General features: G+C 73.1%; 14 protein-coding genes. 10 read left to right on the plus strand and 4 right to left on the minus strand.

Going from position 1 to position 16,364, the window contains the following annotated elements; translation table 11 throughout:
* The first annotated feature begins 66 nt into the window (after positions 1-66).
* The 6 genes from mtrB to secA all read left to right on the plus strand — a co-directional run bounded on the left by mtrB (position 67) and on the right by secA (position 9,895).
* The gene (gene mtrB / locus WFH32_RS05605; protein ID WP_191794265.1) at positions 67-1,761 is read left to right on the plus strand and encodes an MtrAB system histidine kinase MtrB; all 1,695 of its coding nucleotides are present in this window, start codon (positions 67-69) and stop codon (positions 1,759-1,761) included.
* Positions 1,758-3,488: an LpqB family beta-propeller domain-containing protein gene (locus WFH32_RS05610; protein ID WP_336706438.1), complete on the plus strand. Its 1,731-nt coding sequence runs from the start codon at positions 1,758-1,760 to the stop codon at positions 3,486-3,488. The genes mtrB and WFH32_RS05610 overlap by 4 nt, the downstream gene beginning before the upstream one ends.
* 125 nt (positions 3,489-3,613) lie before the next feature.
* Complete coding sequence (locus tag WFH32_RS05615) at positions 3,614-4,576, plus strand: ComF family protein (protein WP_336706440.1); 963 nt, start codon at positions 3,614-3,616, stop codon at positions 4,574-4,576.
* Positions 4,577-4,673: 97 nt separating this feature from the next.
* Positions 4,674-5,321 (plus strand): ribosome hibernation-promoting factor, HPF/YfiA family, encoded by a 648-nt coding sequence (hpf, locus tag WFH32_RS05620; protein ID WP_191794144.1) that lies wholly within the window; start codon positions 4,674-4,676, stop codon positions 5,319-5,321.
* Between the two features lie 95 nt (positions 5,322-5,416).
* On the plus strand, positions 5,417-6,688 hold the full coding sequence (locus WFH32_RS05625) for a winged helix-turn-helix domain-containing protein (protein ID WP_336706442.1): 1,272 nt from the start codon (positions 5,417-5,419) through the stop codon (positions 6,686-6,688).
* Between the two features lie 186 nt (positions 6,689-6,874).
* Complete coding sequence (secA, locus tag WFH32_RS05630; RefSeq protein ID WP_191794142.1) at positions 6,875-9,895, plus strand: preprotein translocase subunit SecA; 3,021 nt, start codon at positions 6,875-6,877, stop codon at positions 9,893-9,895.
* A 31-nt stretch (positions 9,896-9,926) separates the two neighbouring features.
* On the opposite strand, the gene WFH32_RS05635 is transcribed toward secA, so the two are convergent.
* A complete protein-coding gene (locus WFH32_RS05635; RefSeq protein WP_191794141.1) occupies positions 9,927-10,457 on the minus strand; it encodes an Rv3235 family protein in 531 nt (176 codons plus the stop codon).
* 92 nt (positions 10,458-10,549) lie between these two features.
* Positions 10,550-11,677, minus strand: coding sequence for a LysM peptidoglycan-binding domain-containing protein (locus WFH32_RS05640; RefSeq protein ID WP_336706445.1), 1,128 nt, complete (start codon positions 11,675-11,677; stop codon positions 10,550-10,552).
* Between the two features lie 172 nt (positions 11,678-11,849).
* Between WFH32_RS05640 and WFH32_RS05645 the strand changes: the two genes are divergently transcribed.
* Positions 11,850-12,374 (plus strand): hypothetical protein, encoded by a 525-nt coding sequence (locus WFH32_RS05645; protein WP_191794139.1) that lies wholly within the window; start codon positions 11,850-11,852, stop codon positions 12,372-12,374.
* 91 nt (positions 12,375-12,465) lie between these two features.
* Here WFH32_RS05645 and WFH32_RS05650 read toward each other — a convergent pair whose 3' ends face one another.
* Positions 12,466-12,681: a helix-turn-helix domain-containing protein gene (locus tag WFH32_RS05650; RefSeq protein WP_138823467.1), complete on the minus strand. Its 216-nt coding sequence runs from the start codon at positions 12,679-12,681 to the stop codon at positions 12,466-12,468.
* Positions 12,682-12,859: 178 nt separating this feature from the next.
* On the opposite strand from WFH32_RS05650, the gene WFH32_RS05655 reads away from it, so the two are divergent.
* The 3 genes from WFH32_RS05655 to WFH32_RS05665 are packed head-to-tail and all read left to right on the plus strand — an operon-like array spanning position 12,860 to position 15,472.
* The gene (locus WFH32_RS05655; RefSeq protein WP_336706447.1) at positions 12,860-13,546 is read left to right on the plus strand and encodes a hypothetical protein; all 687 of its coding nucleotides are present in this window, start codon (positions 12,860-12,862) and stop codon (positions 13,544-13,546) included.
* On the plus strand, positions 13,543-14,943 hold the full coding sequence (locus tag WFH32_RS05660; protein WP_336706448.1) for an AAA family ATPase: 1,401 nt from the start codon (positions 13,543-13,545) through the stop codon (positions 14,941-14,943). Before WFH32_RS05655 ends, WFH32_RS05660 begins: the two co-directional genes overlap by 4 nt.
* Before the next feature lie 4 nt (positions 14,944-14,947).
* Positions 14,948-15,472 carry a DUF6912 family protein gene (locus WFH32_RS05665; RefSeq protein ID WP_191790824.1) on the plus strand — a complete coding sequence of 175 codons (525 nt, stop codon included), beginning with the start codon at positions 14,948-14,950 and terminating at the stop codon, positions 15,470-15,472.
* 110 nt (positions 15,473-15,582) lie between these two features.
* On the opposite strand, the gene hisN is transcribed toward WFH32_RS05665, so the two are convergent.
* Positions 15,583-16,362: a histidinol-phosphatase gene (gene hisN / locus WFH32_RS05670; protein WP_191790823.1), complete on the minus strand. Its 780-nt coding sequence runs from the start codon at positions 16,360-16,362 to the stop codon at positions 15,583-15,585.
* Positions 16,363-16,364 lie beyond the last annotated feature (2 nt).

Raw genomic sequence — 16,364 nt, forward strand, 5'->3', positions numbered from 1 at the left:
TTCCGTCGCGCCCGACGGCGCCTGCGCGCCACGGTCGGTCGCCTCACCTGGCGGGCCCGGTCGTCGATGCAGCTCCGCGTGGTCGGGACCGCGCTCGTCGTCGGGGTGATCACGGTCGCGGCACTCGGCGCGTACCTGTCGAGCACGATGCGCGACGGCCTGTTCGACCAGCGCCTCGAGCAGATCAACGTCGAGAGCGCCAACTCGATCCAGCAGGCCCAGAGCCTGTTCACGGCCTCGGTGTCCAAGACCAAGGACTCCGAGATCCAGACCCTCCTGCTCGACGTGCACAACACCCTGCGCACGAGCGGCAGCCCCGACCGCAAGATCTTCCTCATGCGGCCCGAGGGGGCGCCGTCGCGCCTCAACGACGTGAGCACCGACAACCAGCTCGCGAGCCTGGTCTCGGACGAGCTCCGGGCCGCGGTCATGGAGAGCGACGGCCGCGAGCTCCAGTCGGTCGCGATCCCGCGCGACCCGTCCGACCCGCACTCGCCCGTGGACCCCGGGGTCCTCGTGGGGTCGAAGGTCCAGGTGCCGACGGTCGGTGTCTACGAGCTCTACTTCCTGTACACGCTCGCGCCCGAGCAGGAGACCCTCTCGTTCCTCCAGGGGACCCTGGTCGTCGGTGCGGTGTTCGTCGTGGGCATCCTGGGGCTCATCACCTGGGTCGTGACCCGCCAGGCGGTCCAGCCGGTCCGCAACGCCGCGGGGGTCGCGGAGCGGCTCGCCGACGGGCACCTGAACGAGCGCCTCCCGGTCAAGGGCCACGACGAGCTCGCGACGCTCGCCCGGTCGTTCAACGAGATGGCGGAGAGCCTGCAGCTCCAGATCGGCCGCATGGAGGAGCTGTCCTTGCTGCAGCGGCGCTTCGTGTCGGACGTGTCGCACGAGCTGCGCACGCCGCTCACGACGATCCGGATGGCGGGCGAGGTCCTGCACGCCTCGCGCGACGACTTCGACCCCGCGTCCAAGCGGTCGGCCGAGCTCCTCCAGACCCAGCTCGACCGGTTCGAGGACCTCCTGGCCGACCTGCTGGAGATCAGCCGGTTCGACGCGGGGGCCGCGCAGCTCGACGCCGAGCGCCGCGACGTGCGGGACGTGGTCAACGCGGCCGTCGAGCTCGCCGCGCCGCTCGCGGAGCGTAAGGGCGTGTGGATGTCGGTGCACCTCCCCGACGAGGCCGTGACCGCGGACGTCGACCCTCGTCGGGTCGAACGGATCGTGCGCAACCTCGTGGTCAACGCGATCGAGCACGCCGAGGAGAAGCCCGTCGAGATCACGGTGGCCCACGACCGGTACGCGGTCGCGGTGGTGGTCCGCGACCACGGCGTCGGGATGACGCAGGACGAGGCGCTGCACGTGTTCGACCGCTTCTGGCGGGCCGACCCGGCGCGCGCCCGCACGACCGGGGGGACGGGGCTCGGCCTCGCCATCTCGCTCGAGGACGCGCACCTGCACGGTGGGTGGCTCGAGGTCTGGGGGCGCCCTGGCCAGGGGGCCGCCTTCCGTCTCACGCTCCCGCTGCGCGCCGGGATCCGGCTCGAGGCGTCGCCGCTCCCGCTGGTGCCCGAGGAGCCGACGCACGGACGCGGTCTGCGCCCGCCGACGGGACAGATCGAGCGGGTCGAGGACCCGACGGAGGGCACCACGAGCCCCTCGGCCCTTCCCGTCCTCCCTGACGAGAACCTCACGTTCGTCCGCCAGGGCGTCGTCACCGAACGACCGGGTACGTCCGTCGACGAGGAGCAGGCACGATGACCGAGCGACGACCCGGCAGGCCGACGAGCGCCCTCGGAGCAGGGCTCGTGGTGGCGGCCCTCGCGCTGTCCGGCTGCGCGTCGATCCCGACCTCGGGCCCGGTGATCCGTGGCAGCGACGTGGTGCAGGGTTTCAACGCCCCGGGGCTGCGCGCGCGGGGACCGGTCGCGGGTGACGACCCGGTGCGGATCGTGTCGGGCTTCCTGACCGCGCAGGCGGCCGGACCGGCCGGTGACTTCGACGTCGCCCAGGAGTTCCTCACGGACGCCGACGCCTGGAGCTGGGACTCCCAGGTCCTGGTCTTCGACGGCGACCTCGACCTGACGATGGACGAGGAGGCCGTGAAGACGGGGCAGGTGACGGTCACGGGCAGCGCGACGGTCGTCGGGGCCCTGGACAAGCGTGGCGTCTACACCGAGGACGTCCCCCGCGGGGAGGGCGCCGTCCCGGTGTCGTTCGGGCTGGTTCGCCAGGGTGACGGACAGTGGCGGATCGAGACGGCCGAGGACGGGCTGCTGCTCTCCGAGAGCAGCTTCCAGGCGGCCTTCCGGCAGACCCGCCTGTACTTCCCGTCGGCCGACCGTGAGGTGCTCGTCCCCGACGACCGCTGGTTCCCCAACAGGGGGTGGCAGACGAGCGCCGTGACCGAGATCCTGATCGGACCGGTCGAGTGGCTGAGGGGCGCGACGGCGCCCGTGGTCCCCGAGGGAACGCGTCTGAGCATCGACGCGGTGCCGAGCGAGGGCGGCGTCACCGAGGTCCGGCTGACGGACACGATCTCGCTCGCGCCGCCCGAGGACCGCGCGCTCCTCAAGGCCCAGCTCGAGGCGACGCTCTTCGACGCGTTGCCGCTCACCGTCAACCTCTACCGCGGGGAGGACCTGCTGAGCACCCCCACGGGCGGGACGGTGCCGATCAAGGCGGTGACGGAGGGGAGCGAGGTCGTCGCGGCGGAGGGCGAGATCAAGGCGCTCGACGGCGGCGCGGACCAGGCGACCTCCTTGTCCCCGGCGGTCTCGCTCGCCGGGACCACCGCCACCGCGCTGGCGCAGGGCAGCAACGCGCGCCCGCTCGTGGTCCGCGACGGCTCGGACGGGCTCGTCCGGCTCGCGACCAAGAACCTGCCGCAGGTCCCGCTCCTGACGGGCGAGGACCTGCTCGCGCCGAGCGTCGACCGGTTCGGCGGGGTGTGGTCGGGTCCCATGGCGCAGTCGGGCGCGCTGCAGGTCGTCCGTGCGGACCTCGCGGAGGCGGGCGAACCTGTCACGGTCGCCGCGCCGTGGTTGGCGGGGCGCACCGTGCAGTCGATCCGCGTCGCGCACGACGGCGCCCGGATCGCGGTGGTCAGCTCGGACGGTACGGGCACCCGGGTGGAGGTCGCCGGGATCGTGCGCGACGAGAAGGACGTCCCGACGGGGCTCTCGGAACCCTTCCGGGTCGGTGCTCCCATCACCTCGGCCTCGCAGGTCGTCTGGGCCGACGAGACGACGCTCGCGGTCCTGGGCACCGACGACACGGAGGCCGCCCCGACGGTCCACCTCGTCCTGGTCGGTGGCGAGACCACGAGGCTCTCACCGGTGGCGGGGGCGACGGCGATCAGCGCGGGCGACGGCGACCGGACGGTCCAGGTGCTCACCCAGGACGGGACGCTGTTCGGGCGAAGCCGGTCGGGCGCCGTCTGGGAGAAGCGGATCGAGAACGTCGCGCTGCCGGCGTTCCCGGGCTGAGGCCGAGGCGCCCTGCGGCAGGGGGCCGTGAGCGGGCCGTGCACAGGCTCGCGCTCGGCGCAGCCGTCCACAGGCGCGTTCCCGACGGCGACGGCGCCGACCGGCAGTCCTGCACGATCGCGTGCGTGCGCCACCGTCCCCAGCAGCCCGAGCCCGCTCGCCTCCCCGGCCTCCTCGTCGCCCTGAGCGGGTGGGCACGCACGCTCTCGCGCCTGCTCGTCCCGGTCGAGTGCCCCGGCTGCGGTGCGCGGGACGTCCCGCTCTGCTCGGCGTGCGCTCAGGTCCTGGACCGCGCCCCGACCCGTCGCGAGGCCGACGCTCCGCGGCTCGACCGGATGGACGGGACCCCGCCGCTGCCCGTGTGGGTTCTCGCACCGTACGCCGGCCCGCTCCGGGGCATCGTGGTGTCGTGGAAGGACAAGGGGCGTCACGACCTCTCGACGGTCGTCGAGGGGGCCGCGTACCGCGCCGGGCGTGCCGTCGCACCCTGGGTGCGCGGCGCCGTCGGGCCGGGGGAGGGTGCGCGGTCCGGCGCACCGGCGCGCGTCCTGGTCGTGCCCGCGCCGTCGTCCGCCGCGGCGCGCCGCGCACGCGGTTCCGAGCCCGTCCAGGGGCTCGCCAGGGCCCTCGCCCGCGGCCTCGCGGACGCCGGGGTCGACGCGGCCGCGGCGCCCGTCCTGGCGCAGCGGGGACGGCACGGGCGGGACCAGGTGGGCCTGGGGTCGAGGAGCCGGGGCGCACGCCTCCGGGGCGTGCGCGTCGCCCGCCGCGCGGCGCGCCGGGGCCTCCCGCGACCAGGAGCCGTCTGCCTCCTGGTGGACGACGTGCTCACCACCGGGGCCACGCTCGCGGCGTGCGAACGGGCGCTGGAGGACGCTGGCGCCCGGGTCCTGGGCGCGGTCGCGCTCGGCGCGACACCCCCTCCGCGGCGAGGTGACGCGCCACCTGAAGTTCATCTCCCGAAGATGCTGCCTTTACCTACCGGGAGGGTTAACCTGGGGACCAGTCGTCACGGGGAACGGTTGGTAGGGGACCCGTGCGGCCACAGAGCGATCGACCCGAGGCAAGGTCCTCGGGCAGGGAGGTGATAGGTACTCCGGATCCCCCTCGGGGGAGCCAGACCCAGGACCACACGGGACGCTCTGGAAGCACCGAGAGCGTCCGAGACCCTTTGCGGAGGCTCACATGGAGATCGTTGTCGTCGGCAGGCACACGGAAGTGGCTGACCGCTTCCGCCGACACGTGGAAGAAAAGCTCGCGAAGTTCGAGCAGCTCGCACCGACCGCCCAGCGGATCGACGTCGAGGTCACCCACGAGAACAACCCCCGACTGTCCGAGGTGCGCGAGAGGGTCGAGCTGACCGTCCGCGCCAAGGGACCCGTCGTCCGCGCCGAGGCGGCAGCAGACGACCGGTTCGGGGCACTCGACCTGGCCATGAACAAGCTCCAGGAGAGGCTGCGACGCGTCAGCGACCGTCGCAAGAACCACCGCAACAACAACCCCGCACCGCCCGTCGACGTCCGGCCGTTCATCCCGGAGGACAAGCACCCCGAGCCCGCGCCGGAGCACCCGGCAGCACCGGGGGACGCGGTCGAGACCCAGCTCGGCGACTCGCCCGTCGTCATCCGTCAGAAGCTCCACTCCGCAGAGCCCATGACGATCGACGACGCCCTCTACGAGATGGAGATGGTGGGCCACGACTTCTACCTCTTCGTCGACGTGGAGACGGCCCGCCCCTCGGTCGCCTACCGGCGCCGTGGATGGAGCTACGGGGTCATCGCGCTCGACACGTCGTGCGCAGGCGGCACCAAGGCCGCACCCGAGGCGGGCTGACCGCCGCCACCAGCTGACCCGACGGGGTGACGTCGCCGACCAGGCGGCGCCACCCCGTCGGTGCGTCCGGGCGGGTGTCGGTGGCGCGCGGCAGGATGGACCGGGTGAAGACCGAGTCGATGTCGCTCGCCCAGGCCCGCAGGGTCGCCCTCGCCGCGCAGGGCCTGCACGCTCCACGGCCCGACGCCGCCGCGCCCCGGGAGGTCACGCTGCGCCAGGTGCAGCGCACCGTGGACCGGCTCGGGCTCCTGCAGATCGACTCGGTCAACGTCCTGGCCCGGGCCCACCTCGTCCCGCTGTACTCGCGGCTCGGCCCGTACGACGTGTCGCTGCTCGACCGGGCCGCGGGACGCGCACCGCGCCGGCTCGTCGAGTACTGGGCGCACGTCGCGTCCTACGTCCCGCCCGAGACCTACCGGCTCCTGGAGTGGCGCCAGCGCGCGTACCGCACCGAGGCGTGGGGGTCGATCAGCGGGGTCGAGGCCTCCCACTCGGCCGTCGTGGAGCACGTCCGGCGGATCGTGACCGAGCGCGGGCCGGTCACGGCGAGCGAGGTCCACGAGATCCTCGAGGCCCAGGGCATGGGCGAGGCGCGCGGCACGGTGGAGTGGGGCTGGAACTGGTCGCTGGCCAAGCGGGCCCTCGAGCTCCTCTTCTTCACGGGCGAGATCACTGCGGCGCGCCGCAACGCCGCGTTCGAGCGCTGCTACGACCTGACCGAGCGGGTCCTGCCGCCCGCGGTGCTCGCCGCGCCGCCCGTGAGCGACGAGGACGCCGTCCGCCGCCTGCTGGAGATCGGGGCGCGGGCGCACGGCGTCGGGACGCTGCGCTGCTTCCAGGACTACTTCCGGCTCAAGGGCCCGGCCCCGCGCCGCGCGCTGGCCGAGCTCGTCGAGGACGGCGTGCTCCGCCCCGTCGAGGTCCGGGGCTGGGACGAGACCACGTACCTGCACCGCGACGCCGCCCTCCCGCGTCGCGCCCAGGGACGCGCGCTGCTCAGCCCTTTCGACCCCCTCGTGTTCGAGCGCACCCGCCTCGAACGACTCTTCGGCACGTACTACCGCATCGAGATCTACGTGCCCGCGGCCAAGCGGGTCCACGGCTACTACGTGCTGCCGTTCCTCCAGGGCGACCGCATCACCGCGAAGGTCGACCTCAAGGCGGACCGTCGCGCCGGGCTGCTCAGGGTCCTGTCGGCGCACCGCGAGGAGCACGCCGACGCGGGCACCGCGCCGGCGCTCGCGGCCGAGCTCCGCCTCATGGCGACCTGGTTGGGGCTGGCGGACGTCGTCGTCGGGCCGGCGGGGGACCTGGCGCCCGCGCTCGCGGCAGAGGTCGGGCGGGTGGACGCCGGGGCTGCCGGGTAGCTCTCGCGCCCCGGACCGTGCGTTTCGCCGGAGAGCGAAACCACAGGTACCGGACAGAAGCCCACCCATGTGCCGGACTCGCCTACGATGGTCTGTGGTGTGATCCAGCCGACTGCCGCCAGGTGGTCGCCTCGCATTCGCCCCGGACCGTCCGGCCCGGGGGCTCGATCGATACGGGAGTACTGCGTGCCTGCGATCCTCGAGAAGGTCCTGCGCTTCGGCGAGGGCCGGATCCTGAAGAAGTTGTCCGGCCTGGCAGAGCAGGTCAACAAGCTGGAGCCCAGCTTCGAGGACCTGACCGACGAGGAGCTGCGCGAGGAGACCGACCGCTTCAAGGAACGGCTCGAGAACGGCGCGACGCTCGACGAGATCCTCCCCGAGGCGTTCGCCGCGGTCCGTGAGGCCGCCCGCCGCACCCTCGGGCAGCGCGCCTACGACGTGCAGCTCATGGGCGGTGCGGCCCTGCACCTGGGGAACATCGCCGAGATGAAGACCGGTGAGGGCAAGACCCTCGTCGGCACCTTCCCCGCGTACCTCAACGCGCTCACGGGCAAGGGCGTGCACGTCGTCACGGTCAACGACTACCTGGCCAAGTACCAGAGCGACCTGATGGGCCGCGTCTTCCGCGCCCTCGGCCTCACGACCGGCTGCATCATCTCGGGCCAGACGCCCGCCGTGCGTCGCGAGCAGTACGCCGCGGACATCACGTACGGGACGAACAACGAGTTCGGCTTCGACTACCTGCGCGACAACATGGCGTGGAGCACCGACGACCTGGTGCAGCGCGGCCACAACTTCGCGATCGTCGACGAGGTCGACTCGATCCTCATCGACGAGGCGCGTACCCCGCTCATCATCTCGGGCCCCGCGTCGGGCGACGCGAACCGCTGGTACGGCGAGTTCGCCAAGGTCGTCCGCCGCCTGAGCCCGGAGGCGGACTACGAGGTCGACGAGAAGAAGCGCACCATCGGTGTGCTCGAGCCCGGCATCGCGAAGGTCGAGGACTACCTCGGCATCGAGAACCTGTACGAGTCGCTCAACACGCCGCTCATCGGGTTCCTCAACAACGCGATCAAGGCCAAGGAGCTCTTCAAGCGCGACAAGGACTACGTCGTGCTCAACGGCGAGGTCATGATCGTCGACGAGCACACGGGCCGTATCCTCGCGGGCCGTCGCTACAACGAGGGCATGCACCAGGCCATCGAGGCCAAGGAGGGCGTGCAGATCAAGGCGGAGAACCAGACGCTCGCCACGATCACGCTCCAGAACTACTTCCGCCTGTACGACAAGATCTCCGGGATGACCGGTACGGCCGACACCGAGGCCGCCGAGTTCCAGGGCACGTACAAGCTGGGCGTCGTGCCCATCCCCACGAACCGCAAGATGCAGCGCGTGGACCAGCCCGACCTCGTGTACAAGAACGAGGAGGGCAAGTTCGACGCCGTCGTCGCGGACATCGTCGAGCGCCACGCCGAGGGGCAGCCGGTCCTGGTCGGCACCACGAGCGTCGAGAAGTCCGAGCTCCTGTCCTCGAAGCTCAAGAAGCAGGGCGTCCCGCACGAGGTCCTCAACGCCAAGCAGCACGAGCGCGAGGCCGCGATCGTCGCGCAGGCGGGTCGCAAGGGCTCGGTCACGGTCGCGACCAACATGGCCGGCCGTGGTACCGACATCATGCTCGGTGGCAACGCCGAGTTCATGGCGGTCGCCGACCTCGCCGCGCGCGGGCTCGACGCCGCGGAGAACCCCGACGAGTACGAGGCCGCGTGGCCCGAGGCCGTCGAGCGCGCCAAGGCCGCCGTGGCCGCTGAGCACGACGAGGTCACCGAGCTCGGCGGGCTCTACGTCCTGGGCACCGAGCGCCACGAGTCGCGTCGTATCGACAACCAGCTCCGTGGTCGTTCCGGCCGTCAGGGAGACCCGGGCGAGTCCCGCTTCTACCTGTCGATGCAGGACGACCTGATGCGCTTGTTCAACTCGGGTCTCGCCGAGTCGATGATGAACCGCGCGGGCTTCCCCGACGACGTGCCCCTCGAGTCGAAGATCGTCACGCGCGGCATCGCGAGCGCGCAGGGCCAGGTCGAGGCGCGCAACTTCGAGATCCGCAAGAACGTCCTCAAGTACGACGACGTCCTCTCGCGCCAGCGCACCGTCATCTACGACGAGCGTCGCCGCGTGCTCCAGGGCGAGGACATGCAGGAGCAGGTCCAGCACTTCATCACGGACGTCGTCACGGCCTACGTCGACGGCGCCACGTCCGAGGGCAACCCGGAGCACTGGGACCTCGAGGCCCTGTGGACGGCGCTGCGCGCGGTGTACCCGGTCTCGATCGAGGTCGACGAGGTGCTCGAGCAGGCCGGGGGAGCCACGCGTCTGACGCGTGAGCTGATCCTCGAGGAGATCCTGTCCGACGCCCGCGTGGCCTACCAGGACCGCGAGGCGTCGCTGGGCAGCTCGAACATGCGTCAGCTCGAACGCCGCGTGGTGCTCTCGGTGCTGGACCGCAAGTGGCGCGAGCACCTCTACGAGATGGACTACCTCAAGGAGGGCATCGGGCTGCGCGCCATGGCGCAGCGCGACCCGCTCGTGGAGTACCAGCGCGAGGGCTTCCAGCTCTTCCAGGCCATGACCGAGGCCATCAAGGAGGAGTCGGTCGGCTTCCTGTTCAACCTCGAGGTCAAGGTCGCCGAGCCCGGCGCGTCGCCGGTCAACCCGGTCTCGGCCGCGGCTGCCGCGCAGTCGGTGGCCGGTCAGGCCTTCGGCGGTACCGCCGGGGCCGCGGGGGCCGCCGCGGCGGCCGGGGCCGCGGCGAAGGCTGCGGCGGACGCCAAGGCTGCTGCTGAGGCTGCGCAGGCCCAGGCGGCGGCGCAGGCGCAGGCCGACGCTGTTCAGGACGAGCCTGTCGAGGACGAGCTCGTGGACGCGCCGGTCGCACCTGCCCCGAAGGCCGAGCCGACGCTCATCGCGAAGGGCCTCGACGGCCCGAGCGAGCAGGTGCCGCTGCAGTACTCGGCGCCGTCCGACGACGGCTCGGGTCAGGCCGTGGTCTCAGGAGACGGCTCGCGCCGCGCCCGCCGCGCCCTGCACGGCGAGGCGACCGCGGTCGAGGGTGACGGGCGCACGTTCCCCGGCACGCCCCGCAACGCCAAGTGCCCCTGCGGCTCGGGCAAGAAGTACAAGCTCTGCCACGGTCTGAACGAAGAGGAGTAGCCCTCTCCGAGAGGACACCCGCGAGCGGCGGTCAGCCGATCTCGAGGACCACGACGCGCCACACGCCGCGTCGGGCCTCGAGTCGGAGGGCCGCCGCTCGCACTCTGTCCATGTCCTCCAGGACCACCGTGGCCTCGGCCGTGGTCTCGCCGAGGCGCACGAGCCGCGCCCTGCGGATGACGACGGGCCGTGCCGCCACGTCCGGCTCGGCGGAGCCCTGCATCAGCAGCGCGCGTCGGCCCAGTGCGTCGAAGACGTCCGGGGCGAGCCACCGCTGGAGCTGCGCGACGGGGCGTTCACCGCGCAGCACCTCGACGGCGGCCCGGACGACCGAGCAGCAGATCGACGTCGGGTCCGGCAGCACGAGCTCCGTCGTCGACGTGACGGGCCGACCGTTGTCGGCAAGGTCCTCGGCGACGGGGAACTGCGGTGCACCCCCGAAAGTCAGGACCCGGGGCCCCCGCGGGACGGCTCGGGGGAGCGCGGCCGGCGGGGCGGCGAGGCGAGGGGCCGCACCGGAACGAATCGGGCGGGCATGGTGGCGGACGGCGGTGATCGGCATGACGTCTCCTGGGGTCGGCACGGGCCGGTGCGTCGAAGGACGACCGGTGGGACGGTGTGCGAGGTCGGCGGTGCTGTGCAGAGGTTGCAGGGTCAGGGAGTTCGGGGTGCCCGTAGGACCTGACCTGGTCTGATGAGGTCGGGGTCCTCGCCGATGACCGCGGTGTTCGCCGCGTACCAGCGCTGCCACTCCGCGGCGACCTCCGCGTCGGTCGCCCCCTCGCCGAGTGCTCGCTCGGCGAGGGACCAGAGGGAGTCGCCGCGCAGGACGACGACCGAGACGGTCGAGGCGTCGTTCCCGACGTCGGGCAGGAGAACGGCGGTCCCGGAGCCCTCTGACCGAGTCGGGCCAGACGACGCCACGGCGGGCGGGCTGTCGGCCCGCGGTGCCGGGACGACGCGCTGCGCGCCGCCCAGGAGCCCGCTGAGCGGGACGTGGCCGGGCCTCGCCGCGCCGGTGCTCGAGACCACGTCGGTTGGGGGTGGCGCGGGGCTCCCAGCGTCCCGGTCGCCTGGCGCGACGGTCGACGGCACGGCGTCGTCCGTCTGCCCCGTGCCCAGGTCGGAGGAGATCGGGCTGCCGGGGTCGACCGTCGGGGTGCCTGTGTCGGTACCTGTCTCGGCGGCGGGATGCTCGCGGTCGTCGGGTACCGGGGGCGCGCTCTCCGGGCTGTCCGCGACGGAGTCGGCAAGAACCTCCGTCGGTCCGGCTGCGGGGAGCGCCGCTTCCGGGGCGACGGCCTGCTCGGGAGACGTGCTCTGCCAGCCGAGATCGACGACCGCGGGTGCCGGGACGGGGGCGGCGGGGTCGACCTCGGCCGCCTGGGCGCTGCCGGCGCCCAGGACGAGTCCTGCCCCGACCGACACGGCGACGCTCGTGCTGGCGAGCCGGCGGACGAGGGCCGGCGCGTGCTGACGGACGATCCGTTCGCCGGCCGACCATCGGTGTCCCGCGGCGCGCACGAGGACGCACGCCACGGCGAGCAAGGAGTTGATCGCGACCCAGGCGGCGAGCAGGCCTCCCGCCCCGACGAGCGGGAGCTCCAGATAGGTCTCGAAGCGAGGGGTGGGGAGGTCGTCCGCGAGCGTCAGGACCCGCAGGGTGAGCAGGGCTGCGGCAGAGCTGGTCGCGGCGGCGAGGGCGACGAGTGCGGCCAGCCGCGGGCCGTGTCGAGCGTCTCGCCGCGCGTTCGCGTGGTCGGGTCCGGAGTGCTGCGCCATGCTTCCCCCTGAAGATGGACGACGACGTCGGGTCCGTGCTCGGATCGATCATCGCGTTTGATGCATTTTGATCGTGCTACATCAAACTAGACCGTTCTTCGGTTGTCCAGAGGGAGTTCGCAGTTCGGACGCCTCTGGACGAAACCCCCGGGCCGACCGCTACGGTGTGGGCGTGCGCTGGGACCTGTTGTTCGCCGACCTCGAGGCACAGCTCGACGCCGCCGACGTCCAGGCTGACGCCCACGTGCTCGCGGACCTCACCCGTGCGGAGCAGGCCACGATCTCGCTCGCAGACCGCCTGCGGGGAAGCATCGAGGGTCGGCCGGTCACGGTCAGGCTCGCCGACGGTTCACACCTGACCGGTCAGGTCCGGGCAGCCGCCGCCGACTGGTTCATGCTCGCGGACGGGAATCGACGGCACGTCGTGCCTCTGCTCGCGGTCACGGTCTTCGACGGGCTCAGCGCGCACGGCGTCCCCGCGCCCTCCGGCACAGGAGCCGGCCGCGGGCTGCCGGCCCTGCTGAGGGCGCTCATGCGCGACCGCGCCGTCGTCCGTGTGCGGACGCTCGCCGGTGAGGTCGACGGACGGGTCGGACGGGTCGGCAAGGACCACCTGGACGTCACGGACACCGGGGGCGGCGCGAGGAGCAGCCGAGCCGTCCCGTTCGCGGCGCTGCTCTGCGTGAGCGAGTCGTAGGCGACGGACCAGGGGGCGGGTGCAGGTGCAGGGGGAGCAGGGGGTGCGTGGCGCGGCGATCGCGTCACGCCGACGGCGACCGCTCGGGAGCTCAGGACTCGAAGTCGCCCGCGTCGATACGGGTGCGGGTCTGTGCGTACATGCGCTGGATGTAGCCCTCGAGCTCGCTGGCCTCGACCCGCCACTGACCTCGTCCGCCGACCTGGATCGCCGGGAGGTCACCGCTGCGGACCAGCGCGTAGGCCTGAGCCGCAGAGATGTTGAGCTCCTCCGTGACGTCCGCGAGGGTGAGGAAGCGCTGTGACATGGGAACAGTCTTTCACGGAGCCGACACCGGTACGGGTTGTCCACAGGCGACCGCCCCTTCGGCTCGCGCGGGGGGCGTCGGTCGGCATGATGGCCCCCTGGCTCCCTGATGCTCGCCACTCGGGGGCGTCGCCCCGCCCCTGCCCGCACGAAATCTCCCGACGACGAAACGGACACTCATGACGAGCTCCCTCGACCCGCTGCCGACGCCCACGGTCGCCCGACTTCGACGGCCCGGTTGGCGGGACCCTCGGCTGCTCCTCGGGCTCGTGCTCGTCGCAGCCTCGGTCGCCCTCGGTTCGTGGGCCGTGTCGTCGGCCGGTCGGACCGTCGCCGTCTACGCCGCGGCGGGCCCGCTCACACCGGGCGAGCCCGTCGACGCGAGGAACCTCCGGGCCGTCGAGGTGCGCCTCGGGTCCGGGGACGGGAAGTACTTCCTCGCGGGGCGACCGCTGCCGGACGACCTGGTGGCGCTCCGCGTGGTGGGTGACGGGGAGCTCGTGGCCCGCTCCGCGGTGGGCGGGTCGGAGGAGCTCGCGGTCCGTGCCGTGGCGATCCCGGTCGCGGGGGCGCTGTCCGACAGGGTCACCGACGGTGCCCTCGTGGACGTCTGGTTCGTCCCGGCCTCCGACGACGGGGCGACGGCGGCCGAGCGCAAGGCGGACGAGAAGGACGGGAGCGGGCCCTACACGCTCGCCTCGCAGGTCGTGGTCGCGCAGGTCGCGGAGTCCGGGGGGACGCTCGTGACCGGAGGGCCGACCACGCTCCACGTGCTGGTTCCCACGGACGAGCTGGCCGGGGTCCTCGCGGCTCTCGCGGCCGAGGGCGAGATCGCTGTCGTGCCCGTCGCAGGCGGCAGCGCATGACCGCCGACGCGACGCTGCCCGTCGCGTCGGTCCTGTGCGCGGTGAGGGGCAGCGGCGAGACCGCGGTCGTGACAGCGCTGACGACCCCCGGGTCCGGAGTCGCCGTGGCGCGCCGGTGTGCCGACCTCACCGAGCTTCTCGCCGCGGCCGGGGCCGGCGCAGGCACGGCCGCGATCATCTCGGCCGACCTGCCCGGGATCAACCGTGAGTCGATCGCGCACCTGCACGGGTGCGGTGTGCGGGTCGTCGTGCTCGCGGGGCGGCAGGAGTGGCTCGGCGACCGGCTGCGTGCCATCGGTGTCGACGTGGTCCTCGACGAGGACACCCCGAGCGAGGTGCTCGTCGCGACGGTCCGCGACGAGGCCCACGGACGGGGTCGTGGGCAGGGAGGACCGCCGTCGGGCGGCCTCCCCGCCGAGCCGGGTGACGGCGCGCGCGACCAGGCCCCGCGGACCGGGCGGGTCGTCGCGGTCTGGGGACCGGCCGGCGCTCCCGGGCGGACGACGCTGGCGGTGCACCTCGCGGCCGAGCTGGCCGGGCCGGACGCCCACCGGTCGCGGCGAGGTGGGCGACGTCGCCGCCGGGGCCAGGACACGCCGTCGGGCGCGGAGGGCGGGTATCTCGCCGAGGTGCTCCTCGTCGACGCCGACACCTACGCCGGCTCGGTGGCCCAGCACCTCGGCCTGCTCGACGAGTCACCGGGCCTCGCGGCGGCCGCCCGCAGCGCGGGGCAGGGAGCTCTCGACCTCGCGGGTCTGGCGCGCCTGGCCCCGGTCGTGGCACCGCGACTGCGTGTCCTGACCGGGATCACGCGTGCCGCGCGCTGGCCCGAGCTCCCGGCGACGTCGCTCGACGTCGTCTGGGGGCTGTCGAAGGCGCTCGCCGACTGGACCGTGATCGACTGCGGGTTCGGGCTCGAGCAGGACGAGCTGCTGTCGTACGACACCCACGCCCCGCAGCGCAACGGGGCGACGCTCAGCGCGCTCGCCGCCGCTGACGTCGTGCTGGTCGTCGGCGGGTCCGACGCCGTCGGGATCCAACGGCTCGTCCGGGGCCTGGGAGATCTTGCGGACAGCGGTGCGACGAGCGGGGCGCTGCGGATCGTGGTCGCGAACCGGGTCCGGTCCTCGGCAGCCGGGCCTCGACCCGAGGCCGCGGTCCGGGACGCACTCGGCCGGTACGGCGGTGTCACGGACCTGCACGTCCTCCCGGACGACCGGCAGACTCTCGACGCGGTGCTGCTCGCGGGCAGGACCCTCGCCGAGCACGCACCGCAGACCCCGGTCCGGCGGGCGGTCGCCGACCTCGCCGAGCGGGTGCGAGGGGCGGTCGGGCCCCCCGTGAGCGCGTCCACGCCGGGTGGACCACGCGAACGCGTCCCGGAACCGGCACACTGATCCCATGCGCATCTACGTTCCCGCCACCGTCGACGAGCTCGACGCCGTCACCGTGACCGGCGACGAGGCCGTCTGGTCCCTCGCTCCGCGAGCCGCCCACGCCGTCACGTCCGCCCTCTCCCGCGAGCTGCCCGACGAGGACGAGGAGGGGCTGGAGTTCGCCGCGGCCCTCGAGGCCGCCGACGACTCCCTCGCGCTCATCGCCGGTCGCGTCGGCGCCCCGCGTCAGCGTCTCGTCGTCACGGTCGAGGTGCCCGACGAGATGGTCGCGCTGACCCAGCCCGGCGACGACGAGTCGGCCGACGACCTCGCGCCCAGCGCGGTCGACGTCACGGCGTCCATCCCCGAGGTGCGCATCGTGTGCGTCCACGTCGACGAGCCCGAGGCCGCGACGGACATCGCCGAGGTCTTCGCGGCCGCCGACGAGGACCGCGACGAGGACCTCGACGCCGCGCTCGACCGCGTGAGCGAGCGCGACCTGCTCTGGTACGACTGGTCGGAGCTCAAGAGCGTCCCCCGCGCCAAGTGACCTTGCGGTAGCAGGTGCCGAGAACGGACCTGAGGCCGCCATCCACCGGATGACGACCTCAGGTCCGTTCTCGTCCGCCGGGCAGCCGGGCAGCCGGGCGGCCGGCCCGGTCAGGAGAGGCGGCCCAGGATCTCGTCGTGGAGCAGGCCGTTCGTGGCGACGGCGTTGCCGCCCCACGGCCCGGGCGAGCCGTCGAGGGACGTGAACGTCCCGCCGGCCTCGGTGACGATGGGGACCAGGGCCGCCATGTCGTAGAGCTCGAGCTCAGGCTCCGCGGCCGCGTCCACGGCTCCCTCGGCCACGAGCATGTAGGACCAGAAGTCGCCGTAGGCCCGCGTCCGCCAGGTCTCGCGGGTCAGGTCGAGGAACGCGTCGAGCTTGCCGCGCTCCTCCCACCCCGACAGCGACGAGTAGGACAGCGAGGCGTCGTCCAGCTTGCCGACCTGCGAGACGCGCAGCCTGCTCGCGGCCGCGAGCGAGCGCCCGCTCCAGGCGCCCGTGCCCTTGGCGGCCCACCAGCGGCGGCCCAGGGCAGGAGCGGACACGAGCCCGACGACGATCTCGTCGCCGTCGGCCAGCGCGATGAGCGTGGCCCACACCGGGACCCCGCGCACGAAGTTCTTGGTCCCGTCGATCGGGTCGATGATCCAGCGGCGGGCGCCGTGACCGGTCTCGCCGAACTCCTCACCGACGATCGCGTCGCGCCCGCGGGCCCGCGAGAGGTGGCTGCGGATGATCTCCTCCGCGGCGCGGTCGGCGTCGCTGACCGGGGTGTTGTCCGGCTTGGACTCCACGGACAGGTCGAGCGCCTTGAAGCGGGACATGGTGTGGGAGTCGACCTGGTCGGCGATCACGTGAGCCAGGCGCAGGTCGTCGTCGTAGGTCGGCATGG

Source organism: Oerskovia sp. USHLN155 (genome assembly GCF_037145535.1).
In the GTDB taxonomy this organism is placed as follows: Bacteria; Actinomycetota; Actinomycetes; order Actinomycetales; family Cellulomonadaceae; genus Oerskovia; species Oerskovia rustica.

What these genes read in the sequence shown, in the direction of transcription:
- hpf (WP_191794144.1), top strand. Translation starts at nt 4,674, where the DNA reads ATGGAGATCGTTGTCGTCGGCAGGCACACGGAAGTGGCTGACCGCTTC.
- WFH32_RS05625 (WP_336706442.1), top strand. Translation starts at nt 5,417, where the DNA reads ATGGACCGGGTGAAGACCGAGTCGATGTCGCTCGCCCAGGCCCGCAGG.
- WFH32_RS05665 (WP_191790824.1), top strand. Translation starts at nt 14,948, where the DNA reads ATGCGCATCTACGTTCCCGCCACCGTCGACGAGCTCGACGCCGTCACC.
- WFH32_RS05610 (WP_336706438.1), top strand. Translation starts at nt 1,758, where the DNA reads ATGACCGAGCGACGACCCGGCAGGCCGACGAGCGCCCTCGGAGCAGGG.
- WFH32_RS05640 (WP_336706445.1), bottom strand. Translation starts at nt 11,677, where the DNA reads ATGGCGCAGCACTCCGGACCCGACCACGCGAACGCGCGGCGAGACGCT.
- WFH32_RS05635 (WP_191794141.1), bottom strand. Translation starts at nt 10,457, where the DNA reads ATGCCGATCACCGCCGTCCGCCACCATGCCCGCCCGATTCGTTCCGGT.
- WFH32_RS05660 (WP_336706448.1), top strand. Translation starts at nt 13,543, where the DNA reads ATGACCGCCGACGCGACGCTGCCCGTCGCGTCGGTCCTGTGCGCGGTG.
- WFH32_RS05650 (WP_138823467.1), bottom strand. Translation starts at nt 12,681, where the DNA reads ATGTCACAGCGCTTCCTCACCCTCGCGGACGTCACGGAGGAGCTCAAC.
- hisN (WP_191790823.1), bottom strand. Translation starts at nt 16,362, where the DNA reads ATGCCGACCTACGACGACGACCTGCGCCTGGCTCACGTGATCGCCGAC.
- WFH32_RS05655 (WP_336706447.1), top strand. Translation starts at nt 12,860, where the DNA reads ATGACGAGCTCCCTCGACCCGCTGCCGACGCCCACGGTCGCCCGACTT.
- mtrB (WP_191794265.1), top strand. Translation starts at nt 67, where the DNA reads ATGCAGCTCCGCGTGGTCGGGACCGCGCTCGTCGTCGGGGTGATCACG.